Below are 26,230 nucleotides of genomic sequence, written 5' to 3'. Positions count from 1 at the left end.
CATGACCTCGGTAGCTGCTGTGCCCAATGTTGGGCTCAGCGATGACAACACCATTCCGGCGCTGGGTATCGGTGTCGGTGAGCTCTCCGACACCGAAGCCGAGCGCGCCGTCGCGGCGGCACTGGAAATCGGTGTGCGCCTTATCGATACCGCTGCCGCCTACGGCAACGAAGCGGGAGTCGGGCGCGCCATCGCCGCATCCGGCATCCCGCGTGCCGAGATCTTCGTCACCACCAAACTGGCGACGGCCGACCAAGGGTTCCAGTCCGGGCAGGATGCCGCCAAGGCCAGCCTGGAGCGTCTCGGTCTGGATTACCTCGATCTGTACCTGATCCACTGGCCGGCCGGGGACACCAGCAAGTACGTCGACAGCTGGGGTGCGCTGATGCGCCTGCAGGGCGCCGACAAGCTGGTCAAGTCGATCGGTTTGTGCAATTTCGGTGCAGAGGAACTCGCCACCATCATCGATCTCACCTACAACAGCCCGGTGGTCAACCAGATCGAGCTGCACCCGCTGCTCAATCAGGCGGCGCTGCGTGCGGTCAACGCCGAACGCAATATCGTCACCGAGGCCTACAGTCCGCTCGGGGTGGGCAAGCTGCTGAGCAACCCGACCATCACCGCGATCGCCGCCGAGTACGGCAAGACCCCGGCGCAGGTGCTGATCCGGTGGAGCCTGCAACTGGGCAACGTGGTGATTCCCCGGTCGTCCTCACCCGAGCGCATCGCGGAGAACGTCGACGTGTTCGACTTCGAGTTGACGACGACGCACATGGCGACCCTGAGCTCGCTCGACGACGGCACCCGGTACCACCCGGATCCGGCCACCTACACCGGCACCTAGCGTTCATCGCGCGGACATCTCGATGGAGTTACCTGCGCCGGTGGGTTTTTCGGTGCGCGCAGGGGCCGCGAGCCTCGCCCTGACGCTCGTGGCGGTGGCGTTGCCGGTGGCCGCCGCGGCACCGTCGGCAACGTGTCCGGGCGGTGAGGTCGAGGATTTATTCACCGGGGTGTGCATGCCGCATGTGGTGCCGAACTCACCGCAGATCACCTTCGGCTCGGGACCCGATCCGCTGCCCGAGGTGGACGGTATCCCGAGCACCGGACAGAACTCGTACGAGTGCCTCGGCCTGGGCGAGGAGCCGCCGACGCCCAGTCCGTCGCCGACGTCCACGGTCGGGCGCTGACCGGTCAGGGTGCCGCGTAGCGCCTCACGCGGCCGGGCAGGTGGCGGCCGCCTCGCGCAGCACCGCCGCCGAGGGCATGTCGACCGGGAGTCCGTAACCGCGCAGCACGGCGGCGAACTGCACCGCGTACTGACACCAGAACGCATGATTGGGCGGCATCCAGCGCGCGGGTTCGGCATCGCTCTTGTCCTGATTGGCCTGCCCCTCAACGGCGATCAGATTGGCCGGGTCGTTGGCGAAGCGCAGCCGCAGCGCATCCGTCCAGTTCCGCGCACCCAGATCCCAGGCCAGCGCCAGTGGCACGATGTGGTCGATCTGCACCGCCGCACCGACCTGATTGCCGCGCACGAACGCGATCGCGTTGTCGGTGTACGGGTCGTGCAGCGTGCCGGTGGCCACCGCCTGGGGGCAGCGCTTGATCGCCACGTAGGTCTTGTCGACGAGATCGCGGTTGAGGATGTCGTTGCGGGTATCGCACCCGTTGTGCCCACCCGGAGCGTCGTTGAGGTCATCCCAGGCATCGCCGAACGCCGCGCGGCGATAGTCGTTACCCCGGACCCGCGCCGGGATCTCGGGGATTCCCGACAGGATGTCCACACCCGCTGCGACGGTGGGGATATCGGCATGTGCGAGCCTGCCCGGGTCGGTCTGGGTGAGCACCTGCACCGCGACGACGACCGCGAGCACCACCCCGGCCGCCAGCGGCCACAGCCGCCTCACGACATGTCCAGGTACTGGACTCGCTCGGTGTCGGTGAACTGCGCGGCCAGGACGTCGAGCCCGGGTTGGCGCGGATTGTCCTGGTAGGCAGCCTGACAGAACTCCCGGGCCACCTCGATGATGTGCTGGTGGTCGGTCAGGGCCAGGAAGCGCAGGGTCATTCGCCTGCCGGATTGGCTGTAGCCCAGCACATCTCCCTCACGGCGCTCCTGCAGATCCAGATCGGCAAGGGCGAAACCGTCGAGCGTGCCGGCGACCGCCCGCAGCCGGTCGGCGGCCTTGGTCGATTCCTTCGTCCTGGAGACCAACAGGCACAGGCTCGGATGCTCGCCGCGGCCGATCCGTCCGCGCAGCTGGTGCAATTGGCTGATCCCGAATCGCTCGGCGTCCATCACCACCATGACGGTGGCATTGGGCACATCCACCCCGACCTCGATGACGGTGGTGCAGACCAGCACATCGATCTGGCCCGCCCGGAACGCACTCATCACCGCGCCCTTCTCGTCGGCGGGCAGCCGGCCGTGCATCAGCCCCAGCCGCAGTGCAGACAGCGGGCCATTGCGCAGGAACTCCAGCAGTTGCAGCACGGTGATGGGCGGCGGCCCCTGCTCGTTCTCCGATTTGTCGGACTCGTCGATGCGGGAGGCCACCACGTAGGCCTGCCGGCCGGCGGCCACCTCCTCCACGATGCGCGCCCACACCCGATCCAGCCAGGCGGGTTTGTCGGTGGTGAACACCGCGTTGGTGGTGATCGGTTGACGGCCGCGGGGCAGCTCACGCAATACCGAGGTTTCCAGGTCGCCGAACACGGTCAGTGCGATGGTGCGAGGGATCGGCGTGGCCGTCATGACCAGCAGATGCGGAGTGATCCCACCGGTTGCCTTGACCCGCAGTCGGTCTCGCTGTTCGACGCCGAACCTGTGCTGTTCGTCGACGACCACCATGCCGAGCTGATGGAACTCCACCGACTCCTGGATGAGGGCGTGGGTGCCGATCACGATGCCCGCCGCGCCGGTGGCGATCTCATCGCGGACCTGACGCTTCTGCTGTGGCGACATCGACCCGGTCAGCAGCGCGACCCGGGTGGCACCCTCGGGAGCGCCGAGTTCGCCGGCCGTCGCCAGCGGTCCGAGCACCGACCGCACCGAGCGGGCGTGTTGCACCGCAAGGACTTCGGTGGGGGCTAGCAGCGCGCACTGGAAACCCGCGTCGACCACCTGCAGCATCGCCAGCACCGACACGATGGTCTTACCTGAGCCGACCTCACCTTGGAGCATCCGGTTCATCGGGCGGGCCTCGGCGAGGTCGGCGGAGATGACCTCGAGCACCTCACGCTGGCCGCCGGTCAGCTCGAACGGCAACTGCCGCAAGAGCGCTCCGGCCAACCCGTCATCTCGCTTCGGGGCGGCCGGACCGGTCTCACCGAGCTCGCTGTAGCGCCGGGACACCAGCGCCCATTGCAGGCCGACGGCCTCGTCGATCGCCAGCCGTTCCTGGGCCCGCGTGCGTTCGACCGCGTTCTCCGCCAGGTGAATCGCCCGCAACGCCTGGTCCTCGGAGACCAGATCCCATTGCCGCACAATCGCTTCCGGGAGGACTTCGGGGACCGGATCGAGCACGTCAAGCACCTGGCGCACGCACCCGTAGACATCCCAGCTCTGCACTTTCGCCGTCGCGGGATAGATCGGGAAGAAGTCACGCTCGAAGGCCGCCAGCAGGTCATCCCCCGCGGAGGCATCGGCGATCGACTTCAGCGACTTGGTGCCGATGGTGCGCCCGCTCGGGGAGTCCAGGACCAGGAAGGCCGGATGGTCCAACTGCACTGTCTGGCGGAAGAATTTGACCTCCCCCGACATCATCAGCCGGGTGCCCGGCACCAGATCCTTGATCAGGTAATCGGCATTGAAAAAGGTCGCGGTCACCTCGGGACGGCGGTTGCCCAGTGTCACCCGCAGGTACATCCGCTGCCGCTTACCCGGCTGGCGCCGCATCGGTTTGGCCACCGCGTCGGTGATGACGTCGACGAGGGTGACGTGGTCGCCCTCGGTGAGCTCGAGTTCCTCACCCTCTCCGCTGACCGACATGCCGTCGCTGTACTTACGCGGGAAATGACGTAACAGGTCGTTGACGGTGCGGAGTCCGAATGCCTCCTCCAGCTTGTCGGCGGCCTTGGCCCCCAGCACGTTGACCAGCCGTTCGCCCAGTGCGACCACCGTTATTCCACCCCGATCAGCAGTGCGTCCCCATGGTGGTCGGTGCGGTAACTGATCACCTCGGCACCGAGATGTCGCTCGTGCACATGCCTGCGCAACTGCTCACCCACCGCGTCGTCGACCCCGGCGCCAATCAGGACGGTCACCAGTTCGCCGCCGGAAGCCAGCAGAAGATCAACCAAACCCGTTGCGGCCGAGCCGATATCGTGGGCGACGATCAGCACCTCGTCACCGGTGATGCCGAGACCGTCGCCGGGTTTGCACGCACCCGCCCACGTCAGCGCCGACTCCGTGGCCACCCGCACCGCACCGTGCCTGGCCCCCGCCGCGGCCCGCGCCATGGCGTATCCGTCATCGACGGTCTGGCGGCCCGCGTCATGCACCGCCAACGCGGCCAGACCCTGCACCATGGATGCGGCCGGCACCGGCACCACGTCGATACCCCAGCCGGTGGCCGCGGTGCAGCCGGCGACGAGTTCCTCAGCGGCGACAAAGCCGTTGGGCAACAACATCACCTGTTCGGCATCGGCCTCGACGAGCGCCCGCAGCAACCGCTGGGCGCTGATCGGCGCGCCGTCGTCGGGCCGTAACACCCGGGCGCCCTCACCGGCGAACAGTTCGTCGGCGCCGTCACCGTCGACCACCGCGAGCACCGCGCGGTCCCGGCTCCGGTGCGCATTCGGGTGGGCTCCGGTCAGCGCGGTGATCTGGATCCGGCTGAGCACGCCGGCCGCCAGCCCCGCCTCCACGGCCGCGCCGGCATCGTCGGTGTGCACGTGCACCGAATGGCTGCCGGCGGCCCCGCTGGAGGCGGCCGCAGCGATGGCCACCGAATCTCCCAGTTCGTCCAGTGCGCCGCGCAGTCTGTCGACATCGCCCTGGCCGCATCCGCTGAGCAGATACATCACCTCGAACCGGGGAGTGGCCGAGCCGGCGGAGACCTCGACGGGCGGGGTCGCCGGTTCGTACCGCGGCCGCCGCGGCGCGGCGCCGGTGAGGGTCATGGTCATGGCGTCCAGCAGCACCAGCAGACCCCGGCCGCCGGCATCCACGACGCCCGCCTCGGCCAGCACGTCGAGTTGGTCCGGGGTCTTCTCCAGTGCGATCGCCGCCGCATCGGCGGCCGATGCCACGACCACGCCCACCTCGGCGCCCGACGCGGCCGCGTCCTCGGCGGCGCCCGCGGCGGCCTGCAACACCGACACGATGGTGCCGGGCACCTCCTGACCCATCGAGGCGACGACCAACCCCTCGGCGCGGCGCAGCGCCTCGGCCAGCCCCGGTCCGTCGATCTCGGCGAGGCCGAGACCGGCGGTGACCTCCGCGAGGCCCCGCAGAATCTGCGAGAGGATCACCCCGGAGTTGCCGCGGGCCCCGTGCAGGGCGCCGTCGGACAGTGCCGCGGCCACCCCGGCGACTCCGGTGGCGATGTCCTGGCCGACCCGGTCATCGGCCCAGACCACCGCGGCCCGCATGGTGAACAGCATGTTCGTCCCGGTGTCGGAATCCGCCACCGGGAAGACGTTGAGGCCGTTGATCTCGTCGGTATGGGTGATCAGGTGCCCGACAGCGTGGTGCGCCCAATCCCGCAGGCCGGCCGCGTCGAGCCGAACTCCCGAAATCTCGGCCACCTCACCTCCACTGACGCACGTTCAGACCGCGCCAGCCTAGCCACCGCACCCGACAATCCGGCGCGCTGCTGCACAGGTTGTGGACCGTTTTGGCGATCCGTCACCCCGGCCGGTATCCTGGTCAGGTTGTCGGGTCGACTCGCGACGCTTTGGCGGCGCAGCATCCAGACCCCCCAAGTACTAATACAAGGAGTTCTCGATATGGCTGCCGTGTGCGATATCTGCGCGAAGGGCCCCGGCTTCGGCAAGTCGGTGTCGCACTCGCATCGTCGGACCAACCGTCGCTGGGATCCGAACATCCAGACCGTGCGTGCCGTCGCCCGTCCGGGTGGCAACAAGCAGCGCCTGAACGTGTGCACCTCCTGCCTCAAGGCGGGCAAGGTCGCCCGCGGCTGATCTAGGCCGCACTCCGCGTCGATAGGCCGGTGGACTTCGGTCCACCGGCCTATTTGCGTGCCTGCTTTACGGCAGACGCCAATCGATGGGATCGGCACCCAGCCCGGTCAGCAGCTCGTTGGTCCTGCTGAACGGCCGGGAGCCGAAGAATCCGCGGGACGCCGACAGCGGCGACGGGTGCACCGACTCGATCACCGCACAGTCGCCCTCGGCCAGCATCGGCTTGAGGGTGGCGGCATCGCGTCCCCACAACACCGCGACGAGCGGCTGCGGCCGGGCCACCAGGGCCCGGATCGCCCGTTCGGTGATCGCCTCCCAGCCCTTTCCGCGGTGTGAGGCCGGACTGCCCGGCCGCACCGTGAGCACCCTGTTGAGCAGCATCACGCCCCGCTGCGCCCACGGGGTGAGATCACCGGTCGCGGGTACCGGGTGCCCCAGGTCGGTGCTGTACTCGTTGAAGATGTTGCCCAGACTGCGCGGTACCGGGCGGACATCGGGTGCCACCGAGAAGCTCAGACCCACCGCATGCCCCGGCGTCGGGTACGGATCCTGGCCGACGATGAGCACCCGTACGGCCTCGAAGGGAAAGGTGAACGCCCGCAAGACGTTCTCGCCGGCCGGCAGGTAGCGGTGCCCGGCGGCCAGTTCTTCACGCAGGAATTCCCCGAGTGCCGTGATCTGCGGGGCCACCGGCTCGAGCGCGCGCGCCCATCCCGGTTCGACGAGTTCGGTCAGAGGGCGTGGTGTCACGAACGCCCAAACTAGCGTGTCCGGCGTTCAGAACGACTGCCAGCCCGCGCTTCCGCGCCACGGCTCACCGTCGAGGTCCACGCCGGCGGCGCCGTCGAGCACACGCCCGATCGTGCGCCAGCCAGGTGGCGGCGCCCCGGCGAAGGTGGCCACCAGCGCATGGTCCTCACCGCCGCCGAGCACCCAGTCCCACGCGTCGTCACCGGTGCCGGCGGCCACCGGGGCCAGCGCGTCGTGGTCGGCCCGCAGCGCCTGCCTCGACAGGTCGATGCGCACCCCGGAGGCCGCCGCGATATGTCCCAGATCGGCGGCCAGCCCGTCGGACACGTCGGTCATCGAGCTGGCGCCGGCCCGCGCGGCAGCCGCACCCTGTCCGTACGGCGGCTCCGGCACCAGATGCCGCCGGCGCAATTCGGCCGGCTCGCAGATTCCCTTGAGCCACAACGCATACCCGGCCGCCGAGCGACCGAGTTCGCCGATGACCGCCACGATGTCACCCGGCCGCGCGGTATCCCGGCGTACGGGTTCGCGACCACCGAGGTCACCGAGCACGGTCACCGAGACGACCCACAGCGGTGCACTCACCAGATCGCCGCCGACGATCCCGGCTCCGAATTTCGCGACCTCGGCCCACATCCCGTCGCTCATGGCGACCGCCGCCGAGGCCGGCGTTTCCTTGGGGGCCCCGAAAGCCACCACGAACGCCGTCGGGGTGGCGCCCATCGCCTCGGCATCGGCGGCGTTCTGGGCGATCGCCTTGCGGCCGATGTCGTACGGCGTGGACCAGTCCAGCCGAAAGTGCCGGTCCTGCACCAGCATGTCGGTCGACACCACGGTGCGGCCGTCGCCGGCCAGCACGATCGCCGCGTCGTCGCCGGGGCCCAGGACCACCGACGGCGGTTGCGCACGTCCCGCCACGATCCTGTCGATGACGGTGAACTCCCCGACCTGCGCCAGGGTGGGGTCCCTGTCCGTCATCTCACCTGTCTCCACCCTGAACAGTCACGCGACCTGCGGTACGTTTGGTCCCTGCGACGCCGAGTCTATGTACTGGAATGGAGGGGACACCCGGTGGTGGAGGCTTTCATGCTGATTCAAACCGAGGTGGGCCGTGCCGAGGTCGTCGCCAAACAACTTGCCGGATTGCCCGGGGTGCTCTCTGCCGAGTACGTCACCGGCCCGTACGACGTGGTCGCCAGGATCGGCGCCAACACCATGGCCGAACTGCATGACGGTGTCGCCGCACAGGTGCAGCAGGTGACCGGTATCACCCGCACCCTGACCTGCCCGATCGCCGACGGGGCCGCCCCATAGAGTTGCGGGGTGCCCGATCCCGATATCCAGGACGGTCCGCCTCGGGGCCTGATCATCGCGGCGGCCGGTGTCGCGCTGGCCGCAGTGATCGTGCTGCTCAGCCTCGCCGCCATCCGCCAGACCGATCCGGCTCCCCGTCCGGTGGCGATCGCCGCCGCCCCGGCCCCGGCCGCCGACGGACCGCAGTGCGCGGCGCTGCTCGCGAGCCTGCCCGACCAACTCGGTGACTACCACCGCGCCGTGGCCGTCGAGCCGGTGCCCGCGGGTGCCGCCGCCTGGCAGCAGGAGTCCGCGAACACCGAACCGGTGATCCTGCGCTGCGGACTGGACCGGCCCGCCGATTTCGTGGTGGGGGCGCCGCTGCAGGTGGTCGACGAGGTGAGTTGGTTCGAGGTCAAAGGTGACGGCTCGAGCACCTGGTTCGCGGTCGACCGCGGGACCTACGTGGCGCTGACGCTGCCGCAGGGGTCGGGACCCACGCCGATCCAGCTGATGTCACGCACGATCGCGCAGGTGATGCCGGCGCAGCCGCTGAATCCCGGCCCGCCGGCCTGAGGCTCAACAACGGCATCGCCGCGCTAGCGCAGGCCGGTACCGCGGGCGACGGCGGTCTCGACCATCGTCGCCAACAGGGTGGGATAGTCCACGCCGCTGGCCGCCCACATCCGCGGGTACATCGAGATGGTGGTGAACCCGGGCATCGTGTTGATCTCGTTGATCACCGGGCCCTGCTCGGTGAGGAAGAAGTCGACCCGGGCCAGGCCCTGGCAGTCGATGGCGCGGAAGGCCCGCATCGACAGCTGCCGGATCTCTTCGGCGACGGTGTCGTCGACCTTGGCCGGCACGTCGAGTTCCGCGGCGTCCTCCAGGTACTTCGTGGCGAAGTCGTAGAAGCCGTCCTCACGGCCGCGCACACCGGCCACCCGGATCTCGCCCACCGTGCTGGCCTCCAGGTGGCCGTCGGGGAACTCCAGCACCCCGCATTCGAGCTCGCGGCCGGGCACCGCGGCCTCGATGATCACCTTGGGGTCATGCGTACGTGCGTGGGCGATGGCCGCGGGAAGCTGGTCCCACGCCGTCACGCGGCTGACGCCGATGGACGACCCGCCGCGCGCCGGCTTCACGAACACCGGCAGGCCCAGTCGTTCCCGGTCCTCCAGCTCCAGCGTGGCGTGGTGTGCGCGCAGCACCACCTGGTCACCGATCGGCAGGCCTTCGGCGGCCAGCAGCTTCTTGGTGAACTCCTTGTCCATACCGGCCGCACTCGCCAGGACCCCGGCGCCGACATAGGGCACCCCCGCCAGTTCCAGCAGCCCCTGGATGGTGCCGTCCTCGCCGTAGGGACCGTGCAGCACCGGGAAGACGACGTCGACGGCGGCCAGCAGGTCACCGGCGGACTCGTCCAGGGACAGCAGCTCACCCCGGCGGAGCGGATCGGCGGGCAGCGCCAGGGCGGTTCCGGAGGCTCCGGTCACCTCGGGCAGCGTGCCGTCGGTGATGGCCAGGGTCTCCGCGCGGCCGTCGGTGAGCACCCAGGATCCCTCGGGCGTGATCCCGACGGCGACCACCTCGAACCGTTCCGGGTCGAGGTTGCGCAGGATACTGCCGGCCGACACACACGAGATCGCGTGCTCAGAGCTGCGTCCGCCGTAGATGACGGCGACGCGGATACGGGCACTCACAATCAGGAGACGTTACCGGCTGGCGCCGCGGCGGGGAGTTTCAGCCCAGCGCGCTCTCGATATCGGCGACGATGTCGTCGGTGTCCTCGATACCCAGCGACAGTCGCGCGAAGCCCGCGCCGACCGGGTCACCCCAGCGGGCCCGGCGGTCCACGCAGGTGTGGATGCCACCGAAGCTCGTCGCCGCCACCAACAGCGAGCTGCGCTCGACCAGGGCGTGGACGGCCGCCGCGTCCTCGAGTTCGACGGCCACCAGACCGCCGAAGCGCTTCATCTGTTCGGCTGCGACCGGATGCGAGGGGTCACCGGGCAGGCCGGGATAGCGCACCGACCGGACGGCGGGGTGATCGCGCAGCATCAGGGCCACCGCCGCGGCGTTGCGGCACTGCCGTACGATCCGCAGACCCGCGGTGCCCAGACTGCGCAACACCAACCACGCCTCGAACGGCCCGAGCACCGGCCCGGACAGCAGCCGATCCCGCTCGATCCGGGCCATCAGCTCGTCGTTGCATCCGGCCACGTACCCCGCCAAGAGGTCGCTGTGCCCCGCCAGCGCCTTGGTGGCGCTGGCGACCACGAGGTCCGCGCCCAGCGACAGCGGTTGCAGACCCAGCGGTGTCGCGGCGGTGTTGTCCACCACCAGGGTGCTTCGGCGGCCCCGGCAGATGGTGGCCAGGCGGTGCAGATCGACCACATCCAGCGTGGGGTTCACCGGTGTCTCGGCCAGCACCACATCGGCGTCCGCGGCCGCATCGCACATCTGCGCCGCGGTCGCTTCGACAACGTTGACCCCTTGCCGGGCAAGGTATTCGGCCGCGTAGCGGCGGACCTGATAGTAGCCGTCGGCCGGCACCACGAGCGTGGTCTGCGGCCGGGTCAGCACCCGCAGCACCGAGGTGATGGCGCCCATCCCGGAGCCGTAGGTCAGCGCGGCGGACGCGCCCTCCAACTCCGCCAACGCCGATTCCAGTTGACGCCAGGTCGGATTCGACACCCGACCATAGGTGTCCAGATCCCCCGATTCGTCGGCCGCCAGGTGGTAGGCCGAGGCCGGAACCGGTGCGGGAGCTATCGGAGCACCCGGACTCGCGTGGCCGCCAACGACTTTGACCGTTCGGGTGGAATCCCCGTATGTCCCGCCCATGCCGGCCTACTCCGGTTTGGTGCTGCGCCCGAGCAGCAGCATGACGGCGTCGGTGACGGACAACCCGCGGTGGCAGACCTGGTGGACGGCATCGGTGAGCGGCATCTCCACGTCATAGCTGGACGCGAGTGCGAGCACCGACCGGCACGAGGTCACCCCCTCGGCGACGTGCCCTTCGGCGGCCGCCAGCGCGGATTCCATCGAACCGCCCAGCCCGAGACGCTCCCCGAAGGTGCGATTGCGCGACCGCGGCGACGTGCACGTGGCGACCAGGTCGCCGACACCGGCCAGCCCGGCCAGGGTGGCGCCTTTGGCGCCCAACGCGATTCCCAGCCGCATGATCTCGGCCAGGCCCCGGGTGATGATCGCGGCCGAGGTGTTCTCCCCCAGCCCGACACCCGCGGCCATGCCGCAGGCCAGCGCGATGACGTTCTTACAGGCGCCGCCGATCTCGGCGCCCACCACGTCGGCATTGGTATACGGCCGGAAGTACGGCGTGGACAGGGCACGTTGCAGGGCCACCGCCCGGCCGGAGTCGCTGCAGGCGACCACCGTGGCCGCCGGTTGCCCATCGGCGACCTCTTTGGCCAGGTTGGGCCCGGACACCACCGCGACCCGCGCCGGGTCGGCACCGGTGACCTGCACCACCACCTGACTCATCCGCATGAGGGTGTCCAACTCGATGCCCTTGGCCAGGCTCACCAGCGTGGCGTCGGCACCGATCAGGTGCTTCCAGTGCTCGAGATTGGCCCGCAGCGTCTGTGACGGCACCCCGAGCAGCACGGTGCAGGCACCGTCGAGCGCCTCGGCCGGATCGCAGGTGGCCCGGATACTCTCCGGCAGCACCGTGTCCCCGAGGTAGAACGGACTGCGGTGGGTCGCGTTGATCTCCTCGGCGAGCTCGGGACGGCGCGTCCACAACGTCACACCGTTACCGGCATCGGCAAGCACCTTCGCCAGCGCTGTTCCCCATGCACCGGCACCCATCACCGCGGCTTCGACCACGCTTCACCCTAGCGCGATCACCCCCGTGCGCCGGCCGGCTGGCAGGATGGCGGGGGTGGGGACACAGGTGGGCCTGGTGATCGCGGTCAAGCGGCTCAACGCCGCCAAGACCCGGCTGGCGCCGGTGCTGTCGGCGGCGGCGCGTGAGCGTCTGGTGCTCGCCATGCTGGCCGACACCATCTCGTCGGCGGCAGCGGTGCCCGCGGTGAGTTCGATCACGGTGGTGACACCGGACCCGGCGGCGGCCGCCGCCGCCGTCGAACTCGGCGCCCAGGCACTCGCCGATCCCACCCCCGACGGCCATCTCGACCCGCTCAACAATGCCCTCGCAGCCGCCGAAAGATCCAGTGCGACAACGGCGATGATGATCCTTCAGGGTGACCTGCCGGCACTGCGCACCGACGAGCTGAGCGATGCCATCACCGCGGCGGCAGCGCACCGGCGCAGCTTCGTCGGCGATCGCCACGGCACCGGCACCTCCGCGCTGTTCACCTTCGGCGCACCGCTCGACCCGCGGTTCGGTACGGATTCCGCACGCCGCCACGCAGATTCGGGTGCGGTCGAACTCACCGGCGATTGGCCGGGCCTACGCTGCGATATCGACACCCCCGATGATCTCGCCGCGGCGTTGCGCCTCGGCGTCGGCCCGGCCACCAGCCGGGTGATCGGCAAGCTGGCGTGTACGGGCACCGACTGTTAGTCGCGCCGCACTGGAATGCGCCGTGGCGATGCGCAATGATCGGTACATGACCGAAGCCGACACGCGACCCGCCGACGCCGAGTGGACGTCACCCGAGAACACCCCCGACGCGCCGCCCGCGGCGACCGCGGATTCGCCCGCGGACGCCCTGCCCGAGGATCGCTACCTCAACCGCGAACTGAGCTGGCTGGATTTCAACGCCCGGGTGCTGGCGCTGGCCGCCGACAGCTCGCTACCGCTGTTGGAGCGCGCCAAGTTCCTCGCCATCTTCTCTTCGAATCTCGATGAGTTCTATATGGTTCGGGTCGCGGGGCTCAAGCGCCGCGACGAGATGGGATTGTCGGTGCGCTCGGCCGACGGCCTGTCCCCTCGTGAGCAGTTGCGCCGAATCGGGGAACGTACCCAGCAGCTCGCCAGCAGACACGCCCACGTCTTCCTCGAGTCGGTGCGGCGCGGACTCGCCGAGCAGGGCATCGTCATCGTCACCTGGAACGATCTCGACGAGCACGAGCGGGACCGGTTGTCGACCTACTTCCACGAACAGGTCTTCCCGGTCCTCACCCCACTGGCCGTCGACCCCGCACATCCGTTCCCGTTCGTGAGCGGTCTGAGTCTCAATCTCGCGATCACGGTGCGCCAGCCCGATGACGGCACCCAGCACTTCGCGCGAATCAAGGTGCCCGACAACGTCGACCGCTTCGTCGAACTGCCTGCCCGGGAATTGGACGACGGCACGGCCGGGCCGGTCCGCTTCCTGCCGCTGGAGTCGCTCATCGCGGCGTTCCTCCCGGTGCTGTTCCCCGGTCTGGACATCGTCGAGCACCACGCCTTCCGGATCACCCGCAACGCCGACTTCGAGGTGGCCGAGGACCGCGACGAGGATCTGCTGCAAGCCCTCGAGCGGGAACTGGCCCGGCGTCGATTCGGCTCACCGGTGCGCCTCGAGGTGGCCGACGACATGACCGAGAACATGCTCGAACTGCTGCTACGCGAACTCGATGTCCATCCCGGCGATGTGATCCAGGTGTCCGGTCTGCTGGATCTGTCCTCGCTGTGGCAGATCTACGGCGTGGACCGGCCCGACCTGAAGGACCGCCCGTTCGTGCCCGCCACACCACCGGCTTTCGGCGAGCGGGAGACGCCCAAGAGCATCTTCTCCACGCTGCGCGACGGCGACGTCCTGGTGCATCATCCTTACGATTCGTTCTCCACCACGGTGCAGCGGTTCATCGAACAGGCGGCCGCGGATCCCAATGTGCTCGCCATCAAGCAGACGCTGTACCGCACCTCCGGCGATTCGCCGATCGTCAACGCGCTCATCGATGCCGCCGAGGCCGGCAAGCAGGTGGTGGCGCTCGTCGAGATCAAGGCGCGCTTCGACGAGCAGGCCAACATCAAGTGGGCCAGGAAGCTGGAACAGGCCGGTGTGCACGTGGTGTACGGCCTGATCGGGCTCAAGACCCATTGCAAGACGGCGCTGGTGGTGCGGCGCGAGGGCTCGGCAATACGGCGGTATTGCCATATCGGTACCGGCAACTACAACCCGAAAACCGCGCGGCTGTACGAGGATGTCGGCCTGCTCACCGCCTCCCCCGAGGTCGGCGCCGATCTGACGGATCTGTTCAACTCGCTGACCGGGTACTCACGCAAGGAGTCCTACCGCAACCTGTTGGTCGCGCCGTTCGGCGTGCGCAGAGGCATCATCGAGCGGATCGAGCGAGAGATCGCCGCGACCCGGGACGGCGCCCGGGGCCGAATTCGCATGAAGGCCAACGCACTCGTCGACGAGCAGGTGATCGATGCGCTGTACCGCGCCTCGCAGGCCGGTGTGCACGTGGAGGTCGTGGTGCGTGGAATCTGCGCGCTCAAGCCGGGCGTTCCCGGCTTCTCCGAGAACATCGTCGTCCGGTCGATCCTGGGGCGGTTCCTGGAGCACTCGCGAATTATTCACTTCAATGCCATCAACGAGTTCTGGATCGGCAGCGCCGACATGATGCATCGTAATCTCGACCGCCGTGTCGAGGTCATGGCCCAGGTGAAGGACCCCCGGCTCACCGCGCAGCTCGATGACATCTTCGAGTCCGCAATGGATCCGGCCACCCGATGCTGGGAACTGCGTGCCGACGGTCACTGGACGGCAATGCCACTCGAAGGTCAGACCGTGCGCGACCATCAGGTGTCGATGATGGAACGTCATCGACATCCCTGACGGATTCCTCTCGCGCCGGTCGCCGCACGAACCACAGGAGTTGATGTGCAGAACACGGTGACCCGCCCGACGACGATCTACGCGGCGGGCGCGGTGCTGTGGCGGGAAAGCGGTGTGCGCGCCGACGGTGTGCCCTCGGTCGAGGTCGCCGTCGTGCACCGGCCCCGCTACGACGACTGGTCACTACCCAAGGGCAAGGTCGACCCGGGTGAGACGGAACCGGTGACCGCCGTGCGGGAGATCCTCGAAGAGACCGGGTACGCCTGCCAACTCGGCCGGCGGCTCGCCGCGGTGACCTACCCGGTCGTCGAGGACACCAAGAAGGTGCAGTACTGGGCGGCGCGCACGCTCGACGGGGAATTCATCCCCAATGATGAGGTCGATCAACTGCTCTGGCTTCCGGCCGCCGAGGCACTGGAACGTCTGCACTACCCCCATGACCGGAAGGTGCTGCGACGCTTCACCAAAGTGCCGGCACACACCAGCACGGTGCTGATCGTCCGGCACGGGCGGGCGGGCAGGCGGTCCCGGTACAAGGGCGACGACCGGGAGCGCCCGCTGGACAAGCACGGTCGCGCACAGGCCGAATCACTGGTGGGACAGTTGCTTGCCTTCGGCGGCGATCGCCTTTTCGCCGCGCCGCGGACCCGTTGTCATCAGACACTCACTCCCCTGGCCGAGGAACTCGGTGTGCCGGTCGACGACGAGCCGACACTCACCGAGGAGGCCTACAGCGACCGCCGCGGCCCCGGCCGCTCCCGCGTGCTGGAGATCGCCAACGAGTCCTCCGCTGCCGGCGGCACTCCGGTGATCTGCACCCAGGGCAAGGTGATTCCGGACCTGATCGCATGGTGGTGCGAGCGCGATGGCGTCAAACCTGACAAGTCACGGAATCGCAAAGGCAGCACCTGGGTCCTGTCCCTGGCCGACGAACGCTTGGTGGCCGCCGACCATATCGGCAGCCCGCTCGCCAGCGATGACTGAGGTCTCAGACTAGACACACGGACGCGAAAACGCCGTGGATCGCGAGGATCCACGGCGTTGTCGTGTTGAGAGAAGTTCTCGCTACTTGCGGCCGCGCTTGACCGGAGCAGCCTTCTTGGCCGGAGCCTTCTTGGCCGGAGCCTTGGCGACGACCTTCTTGACCGGAGCGGCCTTCTTGACCGGAGCGGCCTTCTTGACCGGGGCAGCCTTCTTCACCGCGACGGCCTTCTTGACCGGAGCGGCCTTCTTGGCCGGAGCCTTCTTGGCAGCCGGAGCAGCCTTGGTCGCCACGGCCTTCTTGACCGGAGCAGCCTTCTTGGCCGGAGCCTTCTTGGCAGCCGGAGCAGCCTTGGTCGCCACGGCCTTCTTGACCGGAGCAGCCTTCTTGGCCGGAGCCTTCTTGGCAGCCGGAGCGGCCTTCTTGGCAGCAGTCCGCTTGGCGGGAGCTGCAGCCACACCGCGCTTCACGGCCGGGCCGTCGGCCGGGAGCTTCTGCGCGCCAGCGACAACCGCCTTGAACTGCGCACCCGGACGGAAGGCCGGAACCGAGGTCGGCTTCACCTTGACGGTCTCGCCGGTGCGCGGGTTACGCGCCACGCGTGCGGCGCGCCGACGCTGTTCGAAAACGCCGAAGCCTGTGATGGTGACGCTCTCACCCTTGTGCACAGCCCGCACAATCGTGTCGACGATGTTCTCAACCGCCGCAGTAGCCTGTCGACGATCGGTGTCCAACTTGGCTGTGAGTGCGTCGATGAGCTCTGCTTTGTTCATGCAAACCCTCCGAAGTCAGTGGTCCACTCTGGACCGACTAGAGGACACGGTAAACCCACATGCTGCAGATTTCCAAGAGCCACGCGCAGTTTCAGGCATAGCTGTGAAAAATTTCTGGATTCGGTTGCCCCACTTGAGCGGTGGTACGGGCGTCCGAGAATGTGGTTGCCGGGCGGGATTTGGGCCCCCGGGAGGCCCGATTTCAGACCGGCAGAGTGGTCGGTTTGAAACTCGGACGGCCCTGCTCGAAGGCCGAGATTTCGGCCTGTTTCCGCAGCGTAAGGCCTATATCGTCGAGTCCCTCGAGTAGCCGCCAAGCCGTGTAGTCGTCAATCTTGAACGGCAGCAGGACCGTTCCGGCGGTGATATTCCGATCTTGAAGATTCACAGTGATTTCCAGCCCGGGATTCTGCTCGATCAGTTTCCACAGGAGTTCGACGTCATCGTGTGTGACTTCGGCCGCCAACAGACCCGCCTTGCCCGCATTGCCGCGGAAGATATCGGCGAATCGGGGCGAGATCACGACCCGGAACCCGTAATCCATCAGCGCCCAGACCGCGTGTTCCCGTGACGAGCCGGTGCCGAAATCGGGGCCGGCCACCAATACCGAACCCTTGTCGAAGGGCGCCAGGTTCAGGATGAAGGACGGATCGTTGCGCCAGGCGGCGAACAAACCGTCCTCGAAACCCGTTCGGGTGACCCGCTTCAGATATACGGCCGGAATGATCTGATCGGTGTCCACATTGGACCGCCGCAGCGGAACGCCGATTCCCGTATGAGTGGTGAAAGCGTGCATGACGAAATCTCCTTCTAGCGGCTCTGCGCGGCAGGCAGATCGGCGGGTGAGGACAGGGTGCCGCGAACGGCGGTGGCGGCGGCGACGGCCGGCGACACCAGATGGGTGCGCCCGCCCTTACCTTGACGGCCTTCGAAATTTCGGTTGGAGGTGGATGCGCAACGCTCCCCCGGCGCGAGCTGATCGGGATTCATGCCCAGACACATCGAACAGCCCGCCTGCCGCCACTCGGCACCGGCGGCGGTGAAGATCGCCCCCAGGCCTTCGGATTCGGCTTGTGCGCGCACCCGCATGGATCCCGGGACGACGAGCATGCGCACTCCGTCGGCGACCCGGCGGCCGTCCAGGATCTCGGCCACCACCCGCAGATCCTCGATTCGCCCGTTGGTGCACGATCCGACGAACACGGTGTCCACGGCCACCTCGCGCATCGGGGTACCCGCCCGAAGGCCCATGTACTCCAATGCCTTTTCCGCAGCCTGACGCTCATCGTCACCCGACATCAGCTCGGGGTCCGGCACGGTGGCCGACAGCGGAACGCCCTGCCCGGGGTTGGTGCCCCAGGTGACGAACGGGCTGAGCGTCGAGGCATCCAGGTACACCTCGGTGTCGAATTCGGCGCCCTCGTCGGTGTGTAACCGACTCCAGGCCGCCACCGCGGCATCCCAGTCGGCACCGGTCGGGGCGTGCGGACGACCCTTGAGGAATTCGTAGGTGGTCTCGTCGGGCGCGACCATGCCCGCCCGCGCACCGGCTTCGATACTCATGTTGCAGATCGTCATCCGGCCCTCCATCGACAGCGATTCGATGGCGCTACCCCGGTATTCGATGACATGCCCCTGTCCGCCACCGGTGCCGATCTTCGCGATGACCGCCAGGATGATGTCTTTCGCGCTCACGCCGGGGGGCAACACACCGTCGACGTTGACCGCCATGGTCTTGAAAGGTTTGAGCGGAAGCGTCTGGGTGGCCAGCACATGCTCGACCTCCGATGTGCCGATGCCCATGGCGATCGCACCGAACGCACCATGGGTGGAGGTATGACTGTCACCGCACACCACCGTCATACCGGGCTGTGTCAGACCCAGCTGCGGACCGATGATGTGCACGATGCCCTGTTCGACATCGCCCATCGGGTGCAACCGGATACCGAACTCCTCGCAGTTGCGGCGCAGCGTTTCCACCTGAGTGCGTGACACCGGATCGGCGATCGGCTTGTCGATATCGATGGTCGGTACGTTGTGGTCCTCGGTGGCGATCGTCAGATCCGGCCGGCGCACCGGGCGCCCCGCGAGCCGCAGACCGTCGAACGCCTGCGGGCTGGTGACTTCGTGCACCAGATGCAGATCGATGTAGATGAGGTCGGGTTCTTTGGCCGCTCCCTCGCCGGGGCCGGGCACCACAACGTGGTCGTCCCACACCTTTTCGGCCAGGGTCTTCGGCTTCGTGGTCTGCTCCATGACAGTCTCGATTCGTGTTGGGGCGTCCTGCCGTGACGGGCTGGCTATCTCACGATACGGAACGCTAGTATCTCCCTATGAGACAGGATAGCGGCATCGGCGTCCTCGACAAAGCGGTGGGTGTGCTGCACACGGTGGCCGAATCACCCTGCGGCCTTGCCGAACTGTGCGAGCGGACCGGGTTGCCGCGGGCCACCGCACATCGTCTGGCCGCCGGCCTCGAAGTACATCGTCTGCTGGCCCGCGACCCGGAAGGCCGGTGGCGACTCGGCCCGGCCCTGACCGAACTCGCCGGACATGTCAACGACCCGTTGGTGGCCGCGGGCGCCGCGGTGCTGCCTCGCCTGCGTGAGATCACCGGCGAGAGCGTGCAACTGTATCGGCGCGAGGGCACCGCACGGGTGTGTGTAGCCGCGCTGGAGCCGCCGGCCGGGCTGCGGGACACCGTGCCGATCGGCACCCGGTTGCCGATGACCGCCGGATCGGGCGCCAAAGTGCTGCTCGCCTTCAGCGATACGGCGACCCAACAGGCGGTGCTGCCGTCGGCGATGTTCACCGAGCGCACCCTTGCCGAAGTCCGCAAGCGCGGCTGGGCGCAGAGTGCAGCCGAACGCGAGCCCGGGGTCGCCAGTGTCTCGGCACCGGTGCGCGACGGCCGCGGCGCGGTGATCGCCGCGGTGTCGGTGTCGGGTCCGATCGATCGGATGGGTCGCCGCCCGGGAGCCCGCTGGGCTGCCGATCTGTTGGCCGCATCCGAGGCGCTGACCCGGCGGCTGTGAACCACCGGGCACTGCTGAATCGGGCAAACACCGTTCGCTCCAAAAAAGCTGTGAACCTGCACAGTTGGGCCGCGACTTTAGCAAACGTGTGATTGGCTCTATCCTTCCTTGAGAGACGGCCGCCGAGTTCGGCCCGAGGAGGTACCACGGCTTCGCAGTCACCCCAATGGCTCGCCACCGCACGCATGCTGCGCCGGGCCGGTTTCGGCGCGTCCGGTCCCCAGATCGACGCGGTCGTCGGCCAGGACTGGTCGGTCTATCTGGACAAGGCCCTGAACATGGACCCGGATTCCGATCCGGGTGCGCTGGCCACTCCCATCCCGACGCCGGTCACACCACCGATCCCGCCCGACAGCGCACCTCTACCGGTGCGCACCGAGTTCATCAAGGTGTTGTCCGGCCAGATGCTGGATCTGGGCGCCTGGTGGACCCGGCGGATGGCCGCCGTGCAGGAGCCCATCCACGAGAAGTTGACGCTGGTCTGGCACAACCACTTCGCCACGTCGGCCGAGAAGGTGCTCGCCGCCGAACTCATGGCGGCGCAGAACCAGAAGCTGCGCACCCTCAAACTCGGCGACTTCCGCGAGCTGGCCTACGCGATGCTCATCGACGCGGCGATGGCGCTGTGGCTCGATGCCGTGCGCAACACCAAGGCCGCGCCGAACGAGAACCTGTCGCGCGAGTTCATGGAACTGTTCACGCTCGGCCACAACAACGGCTATACCGAGGCCGATGTCAAGGAAGGTGCCCGCGCCCTCACCGGCCGCTATGTCATCCCGGGTGCGCAGACGGTCATCGCACCGGAAAACCACGACACCGCCCCGAAAACGGTGTTCGGCGTCACCGGAAACCACGACGACACCGCTTTCTGCGACATCGTGCTCAGCCAGCCTGGCTCACCCGGTTTCGTGGCGGGAAAGCTCTGGCGTCTGCTGGCCTCCGATACTCCCGCTCCGCCCGACGTCCTGGACCGCCTGGTGGCGGCCTACGGCCCGAACCGAGATCTGAAGGCGCTCACCAAGGCCGTCTTCCTCGACCCCGCGTTCACGGCGAGCGCCGGAAGTATGGTCACCCAACCGATCGAGTGGCTCGTCGGGATGCTGCGCTCGCTGGCCGTGCCGTTGGACAGTCCCGACGCCGTCGCGGGCACCAACGTCGTCCTCACCGTCATGGGCCAGCGACCGTTCTTTCCCTACGATGTCGGCGGCTGGCCACGAGGCCAGGTGTGGCTGTCGAGCACCAGCACCGCCGCCCGGGTGTGGGCCGCCGACAAGTTCGTCCCGATGGGTGACCTCTCGGTCGTCCAGGAGGCCGGTCCGACCGACCGCGTCGACGCCGCCGGCTATCTGCTGGGCATCGGCGCCTGGTCCGACAGCACCGCCGCCGCCCTGAAACCGCTGCACGACAACCCGGTCCGGCTGGTCGCCGCTGCCGTCAACACGCCCGAATACCTGACGTCCTAGCGAGATACAGATGCCCGAGCTCAATCGCCGCAACTTCCTGATCGCCAGTGTGGGCGCCGCCGGCCTGCTCGCCGGGACCGCCGTCACGCTGCCGCACCTGCTCGATCAGGGACAGCAGCGCCCACTCGCCAAGGACAGCGGCATCCTGGTGATCGTCACGCTCTACGGCGGCAACGACGGGATCAACACGGTGATCCCCGTCAACGACAACGCCTATCACGACGCCCGCCGGGACCTCTCCTTCGCACCGCACGAGACACTCGACCTGGACGGGCGCCTGCACCTGAACCCGGCGCTGTCCGGCCTCAAGGACATCTGGGACAGCGAGGAGCTCGCGATCGTGCGCGGGGCCGGGTATCCGAAACAGGACCGCAGCCACTTCCGCTCCATGGACATCTGGCAGACCGCCTCGCCTGATGCGCCCGTGTCGACGGGCTGGATCGGGCGCTGGCTCGACGCAGGGGGCGACGACCCGCTGCGGGCGGTCAACGTCGGATCGGTGCTGCCGCCGCTGGCCATCGGCGAGAAGCACGTCGCCACAGGACTTTCGGTGAAAATTCCGCGCATTCCCACCGATGTCGCCGACACCCTGAGCGCGTTGAGCACCGCGGACTCCCACGACACCCCTTCGATGGCAGCGGTGCGGGCGAACTATCGCGACTGCGCCGCAACCGATTCGACGTTCAGCAGCTTCACCGACAGCCCGTCCCCGGACGCCATCGACGATGCCGGCAAGCAGTTGGCCGAGGATCTCGATCTGGTGGCCACGTGTGTGCACTCCGGCGTGCCGACCCAGGTGTACATGGTGACGCTCGGGGGTTTCGACACCCATGCCAACGAACGCGATGACCATCAGCACCTGCTGACGGCCCTCGACTCGGCGCTGGCGCCCTTCCTGAAGCAGATGCGGCGCAGCGAGCGCGGCCGCAATGTGGTGGTGATGGTGTATTCGGAGTTCGGCAGGCGCGTCGAGGCCAACGCGTCCCAGGGCACCGACCACGGCACCTCCGGCCCGGTGTTCATCGCCGGCCCCCGGGTCAAGGGCGGCTTCTACGGCGACGAACCGAGCCTGACCGATCTGGCCGACGGGGACCTGAAGACCACCACCGATTTCCGTGACATCTATCACGAGTTGCTCAGCAAGACGCTCGGGAGTGACCCGGAACCGTCGGTGGGTCCCGGGCGCAAGAGCATCGGGTTCCTCTGACGAAAAAAAGTCCCGGGACTCGTCTGAGTCCCGGGACCTTCGGTGGTACCCCCGATGGGATTCGAACCCACGCTACCGCCGTGAGAGGGCGGCGTCCTAGGCCGCTAGACGACGGGGGCTAGAACTTAATCCGGTGAGAAAGCATAGCCGAGGAGCTTGTGCTGACCTAATCGCCGGATTGGCTGGGGTACCAGGACTCGAACCTAGAATGAGGGAATCAGAATCCCTAGTGTTGCCAATTACACCATACCCCAATATATGCCCATCACCGCTGGTCACGGGCATATTGGACCGGATCACTCGGCGGGGGTCATCCCGCTTTCACTTTCCGGACCGACGAGCAGACTACCAAAGATTCCGGGCCGGTTTTCACACCCCACCCCGTACCGCCCGCAACCTGGCCAGACTGCGCTCGGCACCGAGTAGTTCCATCGACTCGAACAGCGGCGGGCTGACCGTCGCACCCGTGATCGCCACCCGGATCGGGCCGAAGGCCTTCCTCGGCTTGAGCTCAAGACCCTCCAGAAGCGCCGTCTTCAGTGCCGCCTCGATGTTCGGCGTGGTCCACTCGCCCACGTCCGTCAGGGCCGTCAGAGCCGCGTCCAGCACCGGCGCGGCATCCGGCCCGAGCTCCTTGGCGGCCGCCTTCTCGTCCAGGGCGTAGGAGCCGTCGTCGAAGAACTTCAACAGGTCCCAGGCATCGCCGAGCACCACGATCCGCGTCTGCACCAGGGCCGCCGCTTCCGCGAAACCCGCCTCGTCGAGGCCGGTGGAGTGACCGTGCGCGGCCAGGTAGGCGCTCAGCCGCGCGGTGAAATCCTCCGGCGTGAGCAGCCGGATGTGCTCGGCGTTGATGCTGTCGGCCTTCTTCTGGTCGAACCTGGCCGGGTTGGAGTTGACGTTGGCGACGTCGAACGCGGCCACCATCTCCGCCAGGCTGAACACATCGTGATCGTCGGCGATGCCCCAGCCCAGCAACGCCAGGTAGTTGAGCAACCCCTCCGGCAGGAACCCGCGGTCCCGGTGCAGAAACAGGTTCGACTGCGGGTCGCGCTTGGACAGCTTCTTGTTGCCGTCGCCGAGAACGCTTGGCAAGTGGGCGAACTCGGGAACCCGCTCGGCGATGCCGATTCGGATCAGCGCCTGGTACAGCGCGATCTGACGGGGCGTCGAGGGCATGATGTCCTCGCCGCGCAGCACGTGGGTGATCTTCATCAAGGCGTCGTCGACCGGATTGACCAAGGTGTACAGCGGATCTCCGGTGGCCCGGGTGATCGCGAAGTCGGGCACCGAGCCGGCCGGAAAGCTGACCGGACCGCGCACCAGGTCGTTCCAGGTGAGGTCTTCGTCGGGCATCCGCAACCGCAGCACGGGCTTACGACCCTGCGCCGCGAACGCGGCGCGCTGCTCATCGGTCAGGTCGCGGTCGAAGTTGTCATAGCCCAGCTTGGGATTGCGGCCCGCTGCGAGGTGGCGCGCCTCCACCTCCTCGGGAGTGGAGTACGCCTCATACACCTCGCCGGCGGCCTGGAGTCTGGCGATCACGTCGCGATAGATCTCGGCGCGCTGGGACTGACGGTAGGGCTCGTGCGGGCCGCCCACCTCGGGGCCCTCGTCCCAGTCCAAACCCAGCCAGCGCAACGCATCCAGGATCGCCTCGTAACTCTCCTGGCTGTCACGGGCGGCATCGGTGTCTTCGATGCGGAATACGAAGGTGCCCCCGGTGTGCCGGGCGTAGGCCCAGTTGAACAGCGCGGTGCGGACCAGCCCGACGTGTGGGGTGCCGGTGGGCGAGGGACAGAAGCGGACGCGTACGGACGGAATCGACATGGGCCTCTACTTCTGCTTGCGCACAACGGGATTGGTGAGGGTACCGATACCCTCGACGGTGATGCTGACGGTGTCCCCATCCTCGATGGGGCCGACACCTTCCGGCGTCCCGGTCAGGATCAGGTCGCCCGGCAGCAGGGTCATCACCGCCGACACCCACTCGATGATCTCCCCGACATCGTGCAGCAGCAGCGCGGTATTGCTGTCCTGGCGCACCTTTCCGTTGACCTCGGTACGCAGGTCCAGCCCCGACGGGTCGACGGCCGTCTCGATCCACGGTCCCACCGGGCAGAAGGTGTCGTGCCCCTTGGCCCGCATCCACTGGCCGTCCTTGCGCTGCTGATCGCGCGCGGAGACGTCGTTGGCGATGGTGTAACCGAGGATGTACTCGGCGGCCTTGGCGGCGGGTACGTCCTTGCACGGCCGTTCGATGACCGCCACGAGCTCACCCTCGTGGTGCACCGGATGGGCGTCGGCGGGCAGCTGGATGGGCACGTTCGGCCCGATGATGGCGGTGTTCGGCTTGAGGAAGATGACCGGATCCTCCGGCGGTTCGCCGCCCATCTCACGGGCATGGGCGGCGTAGTTCTTGCCCATGCAGACCACCTTGCTGGCCAGGATCGGCGCCAGCAGCCGGACATCGGCCAACGGCCAGCTCCGGCCGGTGAAGGTGGGGTTGCGGGACAGGTACTGCTCGGCTATTTCGCGGCACACCGCGTCGGAGTTGGGGTCGCCTTCGATCACAACGAAGGCGACACCATCGGGACTGGCGATTCGACCAAGACGCATTGGTCCAGCCTAGTGAGCGAGCTGGGCCTGCAGAAACGGGGTGGAGTCCGCCATGGATGCCAACACCGTGCCCGAATGGTCGGCGTCCGGGTAGATCTTGAGCGTGACGTCCTGGCCCTGCGCCCGCAGCCGGTCGTCGAGCTGGATGGACAGCGCGGGCGGTACGTCCTTGTCCTGCAGGCCCACTCCGAGGAAGATCGGCCGGTCATAGCCGCTGGTGGGCGTTCCCATATAGGCGTCGAGCGCATCGGCGATACCGGGCAGGGTCGCCAGCGGCGCATCGAAGAAGGCGGGCGGCGTCATCCCCGCCAAGGCCTGGTCCAGCTGCCCCTTGCAGAGGGATTGCGCCTTGTGCACCGCATCGCGCCCGGCCGGGGTGAGCACGCTGTCGATGTCCAGGTCGGGGCGGGCGTCACGCAGGCCCGCCAGGATGTAGGCGGTGTAGCTGTTGGCGGCCGGCCCCAGGTTCGGTGGCAGCGCCATCTGCGGTCCGGCCTGTGTGACGATGCTCTCGACGTTGAACGGTGTCCCGGTGGCGACCACGCCGCGGTAGTCCAAGCCGGTGCCACGGGTGAACTGGGTGGCCCAGCGGGCGCTGTTGACCGCGGCCCCGCCACCCTGGGACTGTCCGACGATGGCCCATTTCGGCGACAGCGGCAGATCCAGTTGGTGGCTGGCGATCACCGAGTCGACGACGCCGTGTGCGGTGGCCACGCTGTTGAGATAGCTCATCAGGCCGGGCGTGCCGAGCCCGGCATAGTCCGACCCGACCACCACGTATCCCTGCTCGAGCCAGTGCGAAAGGTATTCGTCGTCGCGTTCGCTGCGGGGCCGCACGGACGGCGCGCAGTCATCGCCCAAACCGACCGTGCCGTGCGCCCACGCAATGACCGGCCAGCCACCGTCGGGCGCCTCACCGCGCGGCACGAACACCGCGGCCGTACTGACGGCGGGCGAATCATGTTGGTTCACTGTGGAATACAGAATCCGATACGCGTGCGCCGCCCCCGGGACGCTCAGCGCGGGATTCAGCGGCACCGATGTGATCAGGTTGCCGGGCGCCGGAATCGGGGCGTCGTAGTGGCGCGCGTCCAGCCCGGACCAGTCGGGGTCGGTCGTCGCGGCCGCCGGGGCGGCGGCCACGATCCCGAACGCCAGCAGTACGGCGGTCACTCTGCACAGGTTCACCACGCCAGG

Annotated in this window: 25 protein-coding genes and 2 tRNA genes; 11 read left to right on the top strand and 16 right to left on the bottom strand. The window is 68.0% G+C overall.

Translation table 11 applies throughout. The annotated features are described in order from the left end of the window. Position 1 precedes the first annotated feature (1 nt). Positions 2-844 carry an aldo/keto reductase gene (locus tag FHU31_RS11465; RefSeq protein WP_167158363.1) on the top strand — a complete coding sequence of 281 codons (843 nt, stop codon included), beginning with the start codon at positions 2-4 and terminating at the stop codon, positions 842-844. Between the two features lie 22 nt (positions 845-866). After that, positions 867-1,190, top strand: coding sequence for an intersectin-EH binding protein Ibp1 (locus FHU31_RS11460; RefSeq protein ID WP_167158361.1), 324 nt, complete (start codon positions 867-869; stop codon positions 1,188-1,190). 24 nt (positions 1,191-1,214) lie between these two features. Here the strand turns inward: FHU31_RS11460 and FHU31_RS11455 are convergent, their stop codons facing one another. From FHU31_RS11455 to FHU31_RS11445, 3 genes are read right to left on the bottom strand one after another with little or no spacing between them, the layout of a single operon-like run. Further along, a complete protein-coding gene (locus tag FHU31_RS11455) occupies positions 1,215-1,910 on the bottom strand; it encodes an HNH endonuclease family protein (RefSeq protein ID WP_167158359.1) in 696 nt (231 codons plus the stop codon). Further along, the gene (gene recG / locus FHU31_RS11450) at positions 1,907-4,123 is read right to left on the bottom strand and encodes an ATP-dependent DNA helicase RecG (protein ID WP_167158357.1); all 2,217 of its coding nucleotides are present in this window, start codon (positions 4,121-4,123) and stop codon (positions 1,907-1,909) included. The genes FHU31_RS11455 and recG overlap by 4 nt, the downstream gene beginning before the upstream one ends. 2 nt (positions 4,124-4,125) lie before the next feature. After that, positions 4,126-5,745, bottom strand: a complete 1,620-nt coding sequence (locus FHU31_RS11445; protein ID WP_167160922.1) for a fatty acid kinase ATP-binding subunit FakA — start codon at positions 5,743-5,745, stop codon at positions 4,126-4,128. Between the two features lie 210 nt (positions 5,746-5,955). On the opposite strand from FHU31_RS11445, the gene rpmB reads away from it, so the two are divergent. Next, positions 5,956-6,150, top strand: coding sequence for a 50S ribosomal protein L28 (gene rpmB / locus FHU31_RS11440; protein WP_090356937.1), 195 nt, complete (start codon positions 5,956-5,958; stop codon positions 6,148-6,150). Positions 6,151-6,216: 66 nt separating this feature from the next. Here the strand turns inward: rpmB and FHU31_RS11435 are convergent, their stop codons facing one another. After that, positions 6,217-6,900: a uracil-DNA glycosylase gene (locus tag FHU31_RS11435; RefSeq protein ID WP_167158355.1), complete on the bottom strand. Its 684-nt coding sequence runs from the start codon at positions 6,898-6,900 to the stop codon at positions 6,217-6,219. 27 nt (positions 6,901-6,927) lie between these two features. After that, on the bottom strand, positions 6,928-7,878 hold the full coding sequence (locus FHU31_RS11430) for a thiamine-phosphate kinase (RefSeq protein WP_167158353.1): 951 nt from the start codon (positions 7,876-7,878) through the stop codon (positions 6,928-6,930). Positions 7,879-7,971: 93 nt separating this feature from the next. On the opposite strand from FHU31_RS11430, the gene FHU31_RS11425 reads away from it, so the two are divergent. Then, positions 7,972-8,214, top strand: a complete 243-nt coding sequence (locus FHU31_RS11425) for an Lrp/AsnC family transcriptional regulator (protein WP_167158351.1) — start codon at positions 7,972-7,974, stop codon at positions 8,212-8,214. A gap of 9 nt (positions 8,215-8,223) precedes the next feature. Next, positions 8,224-8,769: a DUF3515 domain-containing protein gene (locus FHU31_RS11420; protein ID WP_167158349.1), complete on the top strand. Its 546-nt coding sequence runs from the start codon at positions 8,224-8,226 to the stop codon at positions 8,767-8,769. Between the two features lie 23 nt (positions 8,770-8,792). Here the strand turns inward: FHU31_RS11420 and FHU31_RS11415 are convergent, their stop codons facing one another. Genes FHU31_RS11415 through FHU31_RS11405 form a run of 3 tightly spaced genes read right to left on the bottom strand, consistent with a single transcriptional unit; the run spans position 8,793 to position 12,045 of the window. Continuing rightward, positions 8,793-9,896 carry a D-alanine--D-alanine ligase family protein gene (locus tag FHU31_RS11415; RefSeq protein ID WP_167158347.1) on the bottom strand — a complete coding sequence of 368 codons (1,104 nt, stop codon included), beginning with the start codon at positions 9,894-9,896 and terminating at the stop codon, positions 8,793-8,795. A gap of 40 nt (positions 9,897-9,936) precedes the next feature. Further along, positions 9,937-11,040 carry a cystathionine gamma-lyase gene (locus FHU31_RS11410; protein ID WP_167158345.1) on the bottom strand — a complete coding sequence of 368 codons (1,104 nt, stop codon included), beginning with the start codon at positions 11,038-11,040 and terminating at the stop codon, positions 9,937-9,939. Between the two features lie 6 nt (positions 11,041-11,046). Next, a complete protein-coding gene (locus FHU31_RS11405; protein WP_167158343.1) occupies positions 11,047-12,045 on the bottom strand; it encodes an NAD(P)H-dependent glycerol-3-phosphate dehydrogenase in 999 nt (332 codons plus the stop codon). Between the two features lie 46 nt (positions 12,046-12,091). On the opposite strand from FHU31_RS11405, the gene cofC reads away from it, so the two are divergent. The 3 genes from cofC to mutT1 are packed head-to-tail and all read left to right on the top strand — an operon-like array spanning position 12,092 to position 15,938. Beyond that, on the top strand, positions 12,092-12,745 hold the full coding sequence (gene cofC, locus FHU31_RS11400; protein ID WP_167158341.1) for a 2-phospho-L-lactate guanylyltransferase: 654 nt from the start codon (positions 12,092-12,094) through the stop codon (positions 12,743-12,745). A 46-nt stretch (positions 12,746-12,791) separates the two neighbouring features. Continuing rightward, positions 12,792-14,954: an RNA degradosome polyphosphate kinase gene (locus tag FHU31_RS11395; protein ID WP_167158339.1), complete on the top strand. Its 2,163-nt coding sequence runs from the start codon at positions 12,792-12,794 to the stop codon at positions 14,952-14,954. 45 nt (positions 14,955-14,999) lie between these two features. Beyond that, positions 15,000-15,938, top strand: a complete 939-nt coding sequence (mutT1, locus tag FHU31_RS11390; RefSeq protein WP_167158337.1) for an 8-oxo-(d)GTP phosphatase MutT1 — start codon at positions 15,000-15,002, stop codon at positions 15,936-15,938. 81 nt (positions 15,939-16,019) lie between these two features. Here the strand turns inward: mutT1 and FHU31_RS11385 are convergent, their stop codons facing one another. The 3 genes from FHU31_RS11385 to leuC all read right to left on the bottom strand — a co-directional run bounded on the left by FHU31_RS11385 (position 16,020) and on the right by leuC (position 18,965). Beyond that, complete coding sequence (locus FHU31_RS11385; RefSeq protein WP_167158335.1) at positions 16,020-16,709, bottom strand: HU family DNA-binding protein; 690 nt, start codon at positions 16,707-16,709, stop codon at positions 16,020-16,022. Between the two features lie 202 nt (positions 16,710-16,911). Beyond that, positions 16,912-17,505, bottom strand: a complete 594-nt coding sequence (leuD, locus tag FHU31_RS11380) for a 3-isopropylmalate dehydratase small subunit (protein WP_090356958.1) — start codon at positions 17,503-17,505, stop codon at positions 16,912-16,914. 14 nt (positions 17,506-17,519) lie between these two features. After that, positions 17,520-18,965: a 3-isopropylmalate dehydratase large subunit gene (gene leuC, locus FHU31_RS11375; protein WP_167158333.1), complete on the bottom strand. Its 1,446-nt coding sequence runs from the start codon at positions 18,963-18,965 to the stop codon at positions 17,520-17,522. Between the two features lie 77 nt (positions 18,966-19,042). Between leuC and FHU31_RS11370 the strand changes: the two genes are divergently transcribed. The 3 genes from FHU31_RS11370 to FHU31_RS11360 all read left to right on the top strand — a co-directional run bounded on the left by FHU31_RS11370 (position 19,043) and on the right by FHU31_RS11360 (position 22,414). After that, the gene (locus FHU31_RS11370) at positions 19,043-19,744 is read left to right on the top strand and encodes an IclR family transcriptional regulator (RefSeq protein WP_090356962.1); all 702 of its coding nucleotides are present in this window, start codon (positions 19,043-19,045) and stop codon (positions 19,742-19,744) included. 185 nt (positions 19,745-19,929) lie between these two features. Next, positions 19,930-21,207, top strand: coding sequence for a DUF1800 domain-containing protein (locus FHU31_RS11365; protein WP_167158331.1), 1,278 nt, complete (start codon positions 19,930-19,932; stop codon positions 21,205-21,207). Positions 21,208-21,217: 10 nt separating this feature from the next. After that, positions 21,218-22,414: a DUF1501 domain-containing protein gene (locus FHU31_RS11360; RefSeq protein ID WP_167158329.1), complete on the top strand. Its 1,197-nt coding sequence runs from the start codon at positions 21,218-21,220 to the stop codon at positions 22,412-22,414. Positions 22,415-22,457: 43 nt separating this feature from the next. Here FHU31_RS11360 and FHU31_RS11355 read toward each other — a convergent pair. The 5 genes from FHU31_RS11355 to FHU31_RS11335 all read right to left on the bottom strand — a co-directional run bounded on the left by FHU31_RS11355 (position 22,458) and on the right by FHU31_RS11335 (position 26,221). Beyond that, positions 22,458-22,533, bottom strand: a tRNA-Glu gene (locus FHU31_RS11355). Between the two features lie 60 nt (positions 22,534-22,593). After that, a tRNA-Gln gene (locus FHU31_RS11350) sits at positions 22,594-22,668 on the bottom strand. A gap of 115 nt (positions 22,669-22,783) precedes the next feature. Further along, a complete protein-coding gene (gene gltX / locus FHU31_RS11345; RefSeq protein WP_167158327.1) occupies positions 22,784-24,244 on the bottom strand; it encodes a glutamate--tRNA ligase in 1,461 nt (486 codons plus the stop codon). A 6-nt stretch (positions 24,245-24,250) separates the two neighbouring features. Continuing rightward, positions 24,251-25,033 (bottom strand): fumarylacetoacetate hydrolase family protein, encoded by a 783-nt coding sequence (locus FHU31_RS11340; RefSeq protein ID WP_090356970.1) that lies wholly within the window; start codon positions 25,031-25,033, stop codon positions 24,251-24,253. A 9-nt stretch (positions 25,034-25,042) separates the two neighbouring features. Next, complete coding sequence (locus tag FHU31_RS11335) at positions 25,043-26,221, bottom strand: alpha/beta hydrolase family protein (protein ID WP_420372081.1); 1,179 nt, start codon at positions 26,219-26,221, stop codon at positions 25,043-25,045. Positions 26,222-26,230 lie beyond the last annotated feature (9 nt).

This window comes from Mycolicibacterium fluoranthenivorans, assembly GCF_011758805.1.
Lineage (GTDB): Bacteria > Actinomycetota > Actinomycetes > Mycobacteriales > Mycobacteriaceae > Mycobacterium > Mycobacterium fluoranthenivorans.
This window is presented reverse-complemented; position numbering and strand designations above follow the sequence as displayed.

Coding starts and splice junctions, on each gene's coding strand:
- FHU31_RS11465 (WP_167158363.1), top strand. CDS start 2: ATGACCTCGGTAGCTGCTGTGCCCAATGTTGGGCTCAGCGATGACAAC.
- FHU31_RS11460 (WP_167158361.1), top strand. CDS start 867: ATGGAGTTACCTGCGCCGGTGGGTTTTTCGGTGCGCGCAGGGGCCGCG.
- rpmB (WP_090356937.1), top strand. CDS start 5,956: ATGGCTGCCGTGTGCGATATCTGCGCGAAGGGCCCCGGCTTCGGCAAG.
- FHU31_RS11430 (WP_167158353.1), bottom strand. CDS start 7,878: ATGACGGACAGGGACCCCACCCTGGCGCAGGTCGGGGAGTTCACCGTC.
- FHU31_RS11410 (WP_167158345.1), bottom strand. CDS start 11,040: ATGGGCGGGACATACGGGGATTCCACCCGAACGGTCAAAGTCGTTGGC.
- cofC (WP_167158341.1), top strand. CDS start 12,092: ATGGCGGGGGTGGGGACACAGGTGGGCCTGGTGATCGCGGTCAAGCGG.
- FHU31_RS11395 (WP_167158339.1), top strand. CDS start 12,792: ATGACCGAAGCCGACACGCGACCCGCCGACGCCGAGTGGACGTCACCC.
- FHU31_RS11385 (WP_167158335.1), bottom strand. CDS start 16,709: ATGAACAAAGCAGAGCTCATCGACGCACTCACAGCCAAGTTGGACACC.
- leuD (WP_090356958.1), bottom strand. CDS start 17,505: ATGCACGCTTTCACCACTCATACGGGAATCGGCGTTCCGCTGCGGCGG.
- leuC (WP_167158333.1), bottom strand. CDS start 18,965: ATGGAGCAGACCACGAAGCCGAAGACCCTGGCCGAAAAGGTGTGGGAC.
- FHU31_RS11370 (WP_090356962.1), top strand. CDS start 19,043: ATGAGACAGGATAGCGGCATCGGCGTCCTCGACAAAGCGGTGGGTGTG.
- FHU31_RS11365 (WP_167158331.1), top strand. CDS start 19,930: ATGCTGCGCCGGGCCGGTTTCGGCGCGTCCGGTCCCCAGATCGACGCG.
- FHU31_RS11360 (WP_167158329.1), top strand. CDS start 21,218: ATGCCCGAGCTCAATCGCCGCAACTTCCTGATCGCCAGTGTGGGCGCC.
- gltX (WP_167158327.1), bottom strand. CDS start 24,244: ATGTCGATTCCGTCCGTACGCGTCCGCTTCTGTCCCTCGCCCACCGGC.
- FHU31_RS11340 (WP_090356970.1), bottom strand. CDS start 25,033: ATGCGTCTTGGTCGAATCGCCAGTCCCGATGGTGTCGCCTTCGTTGTG.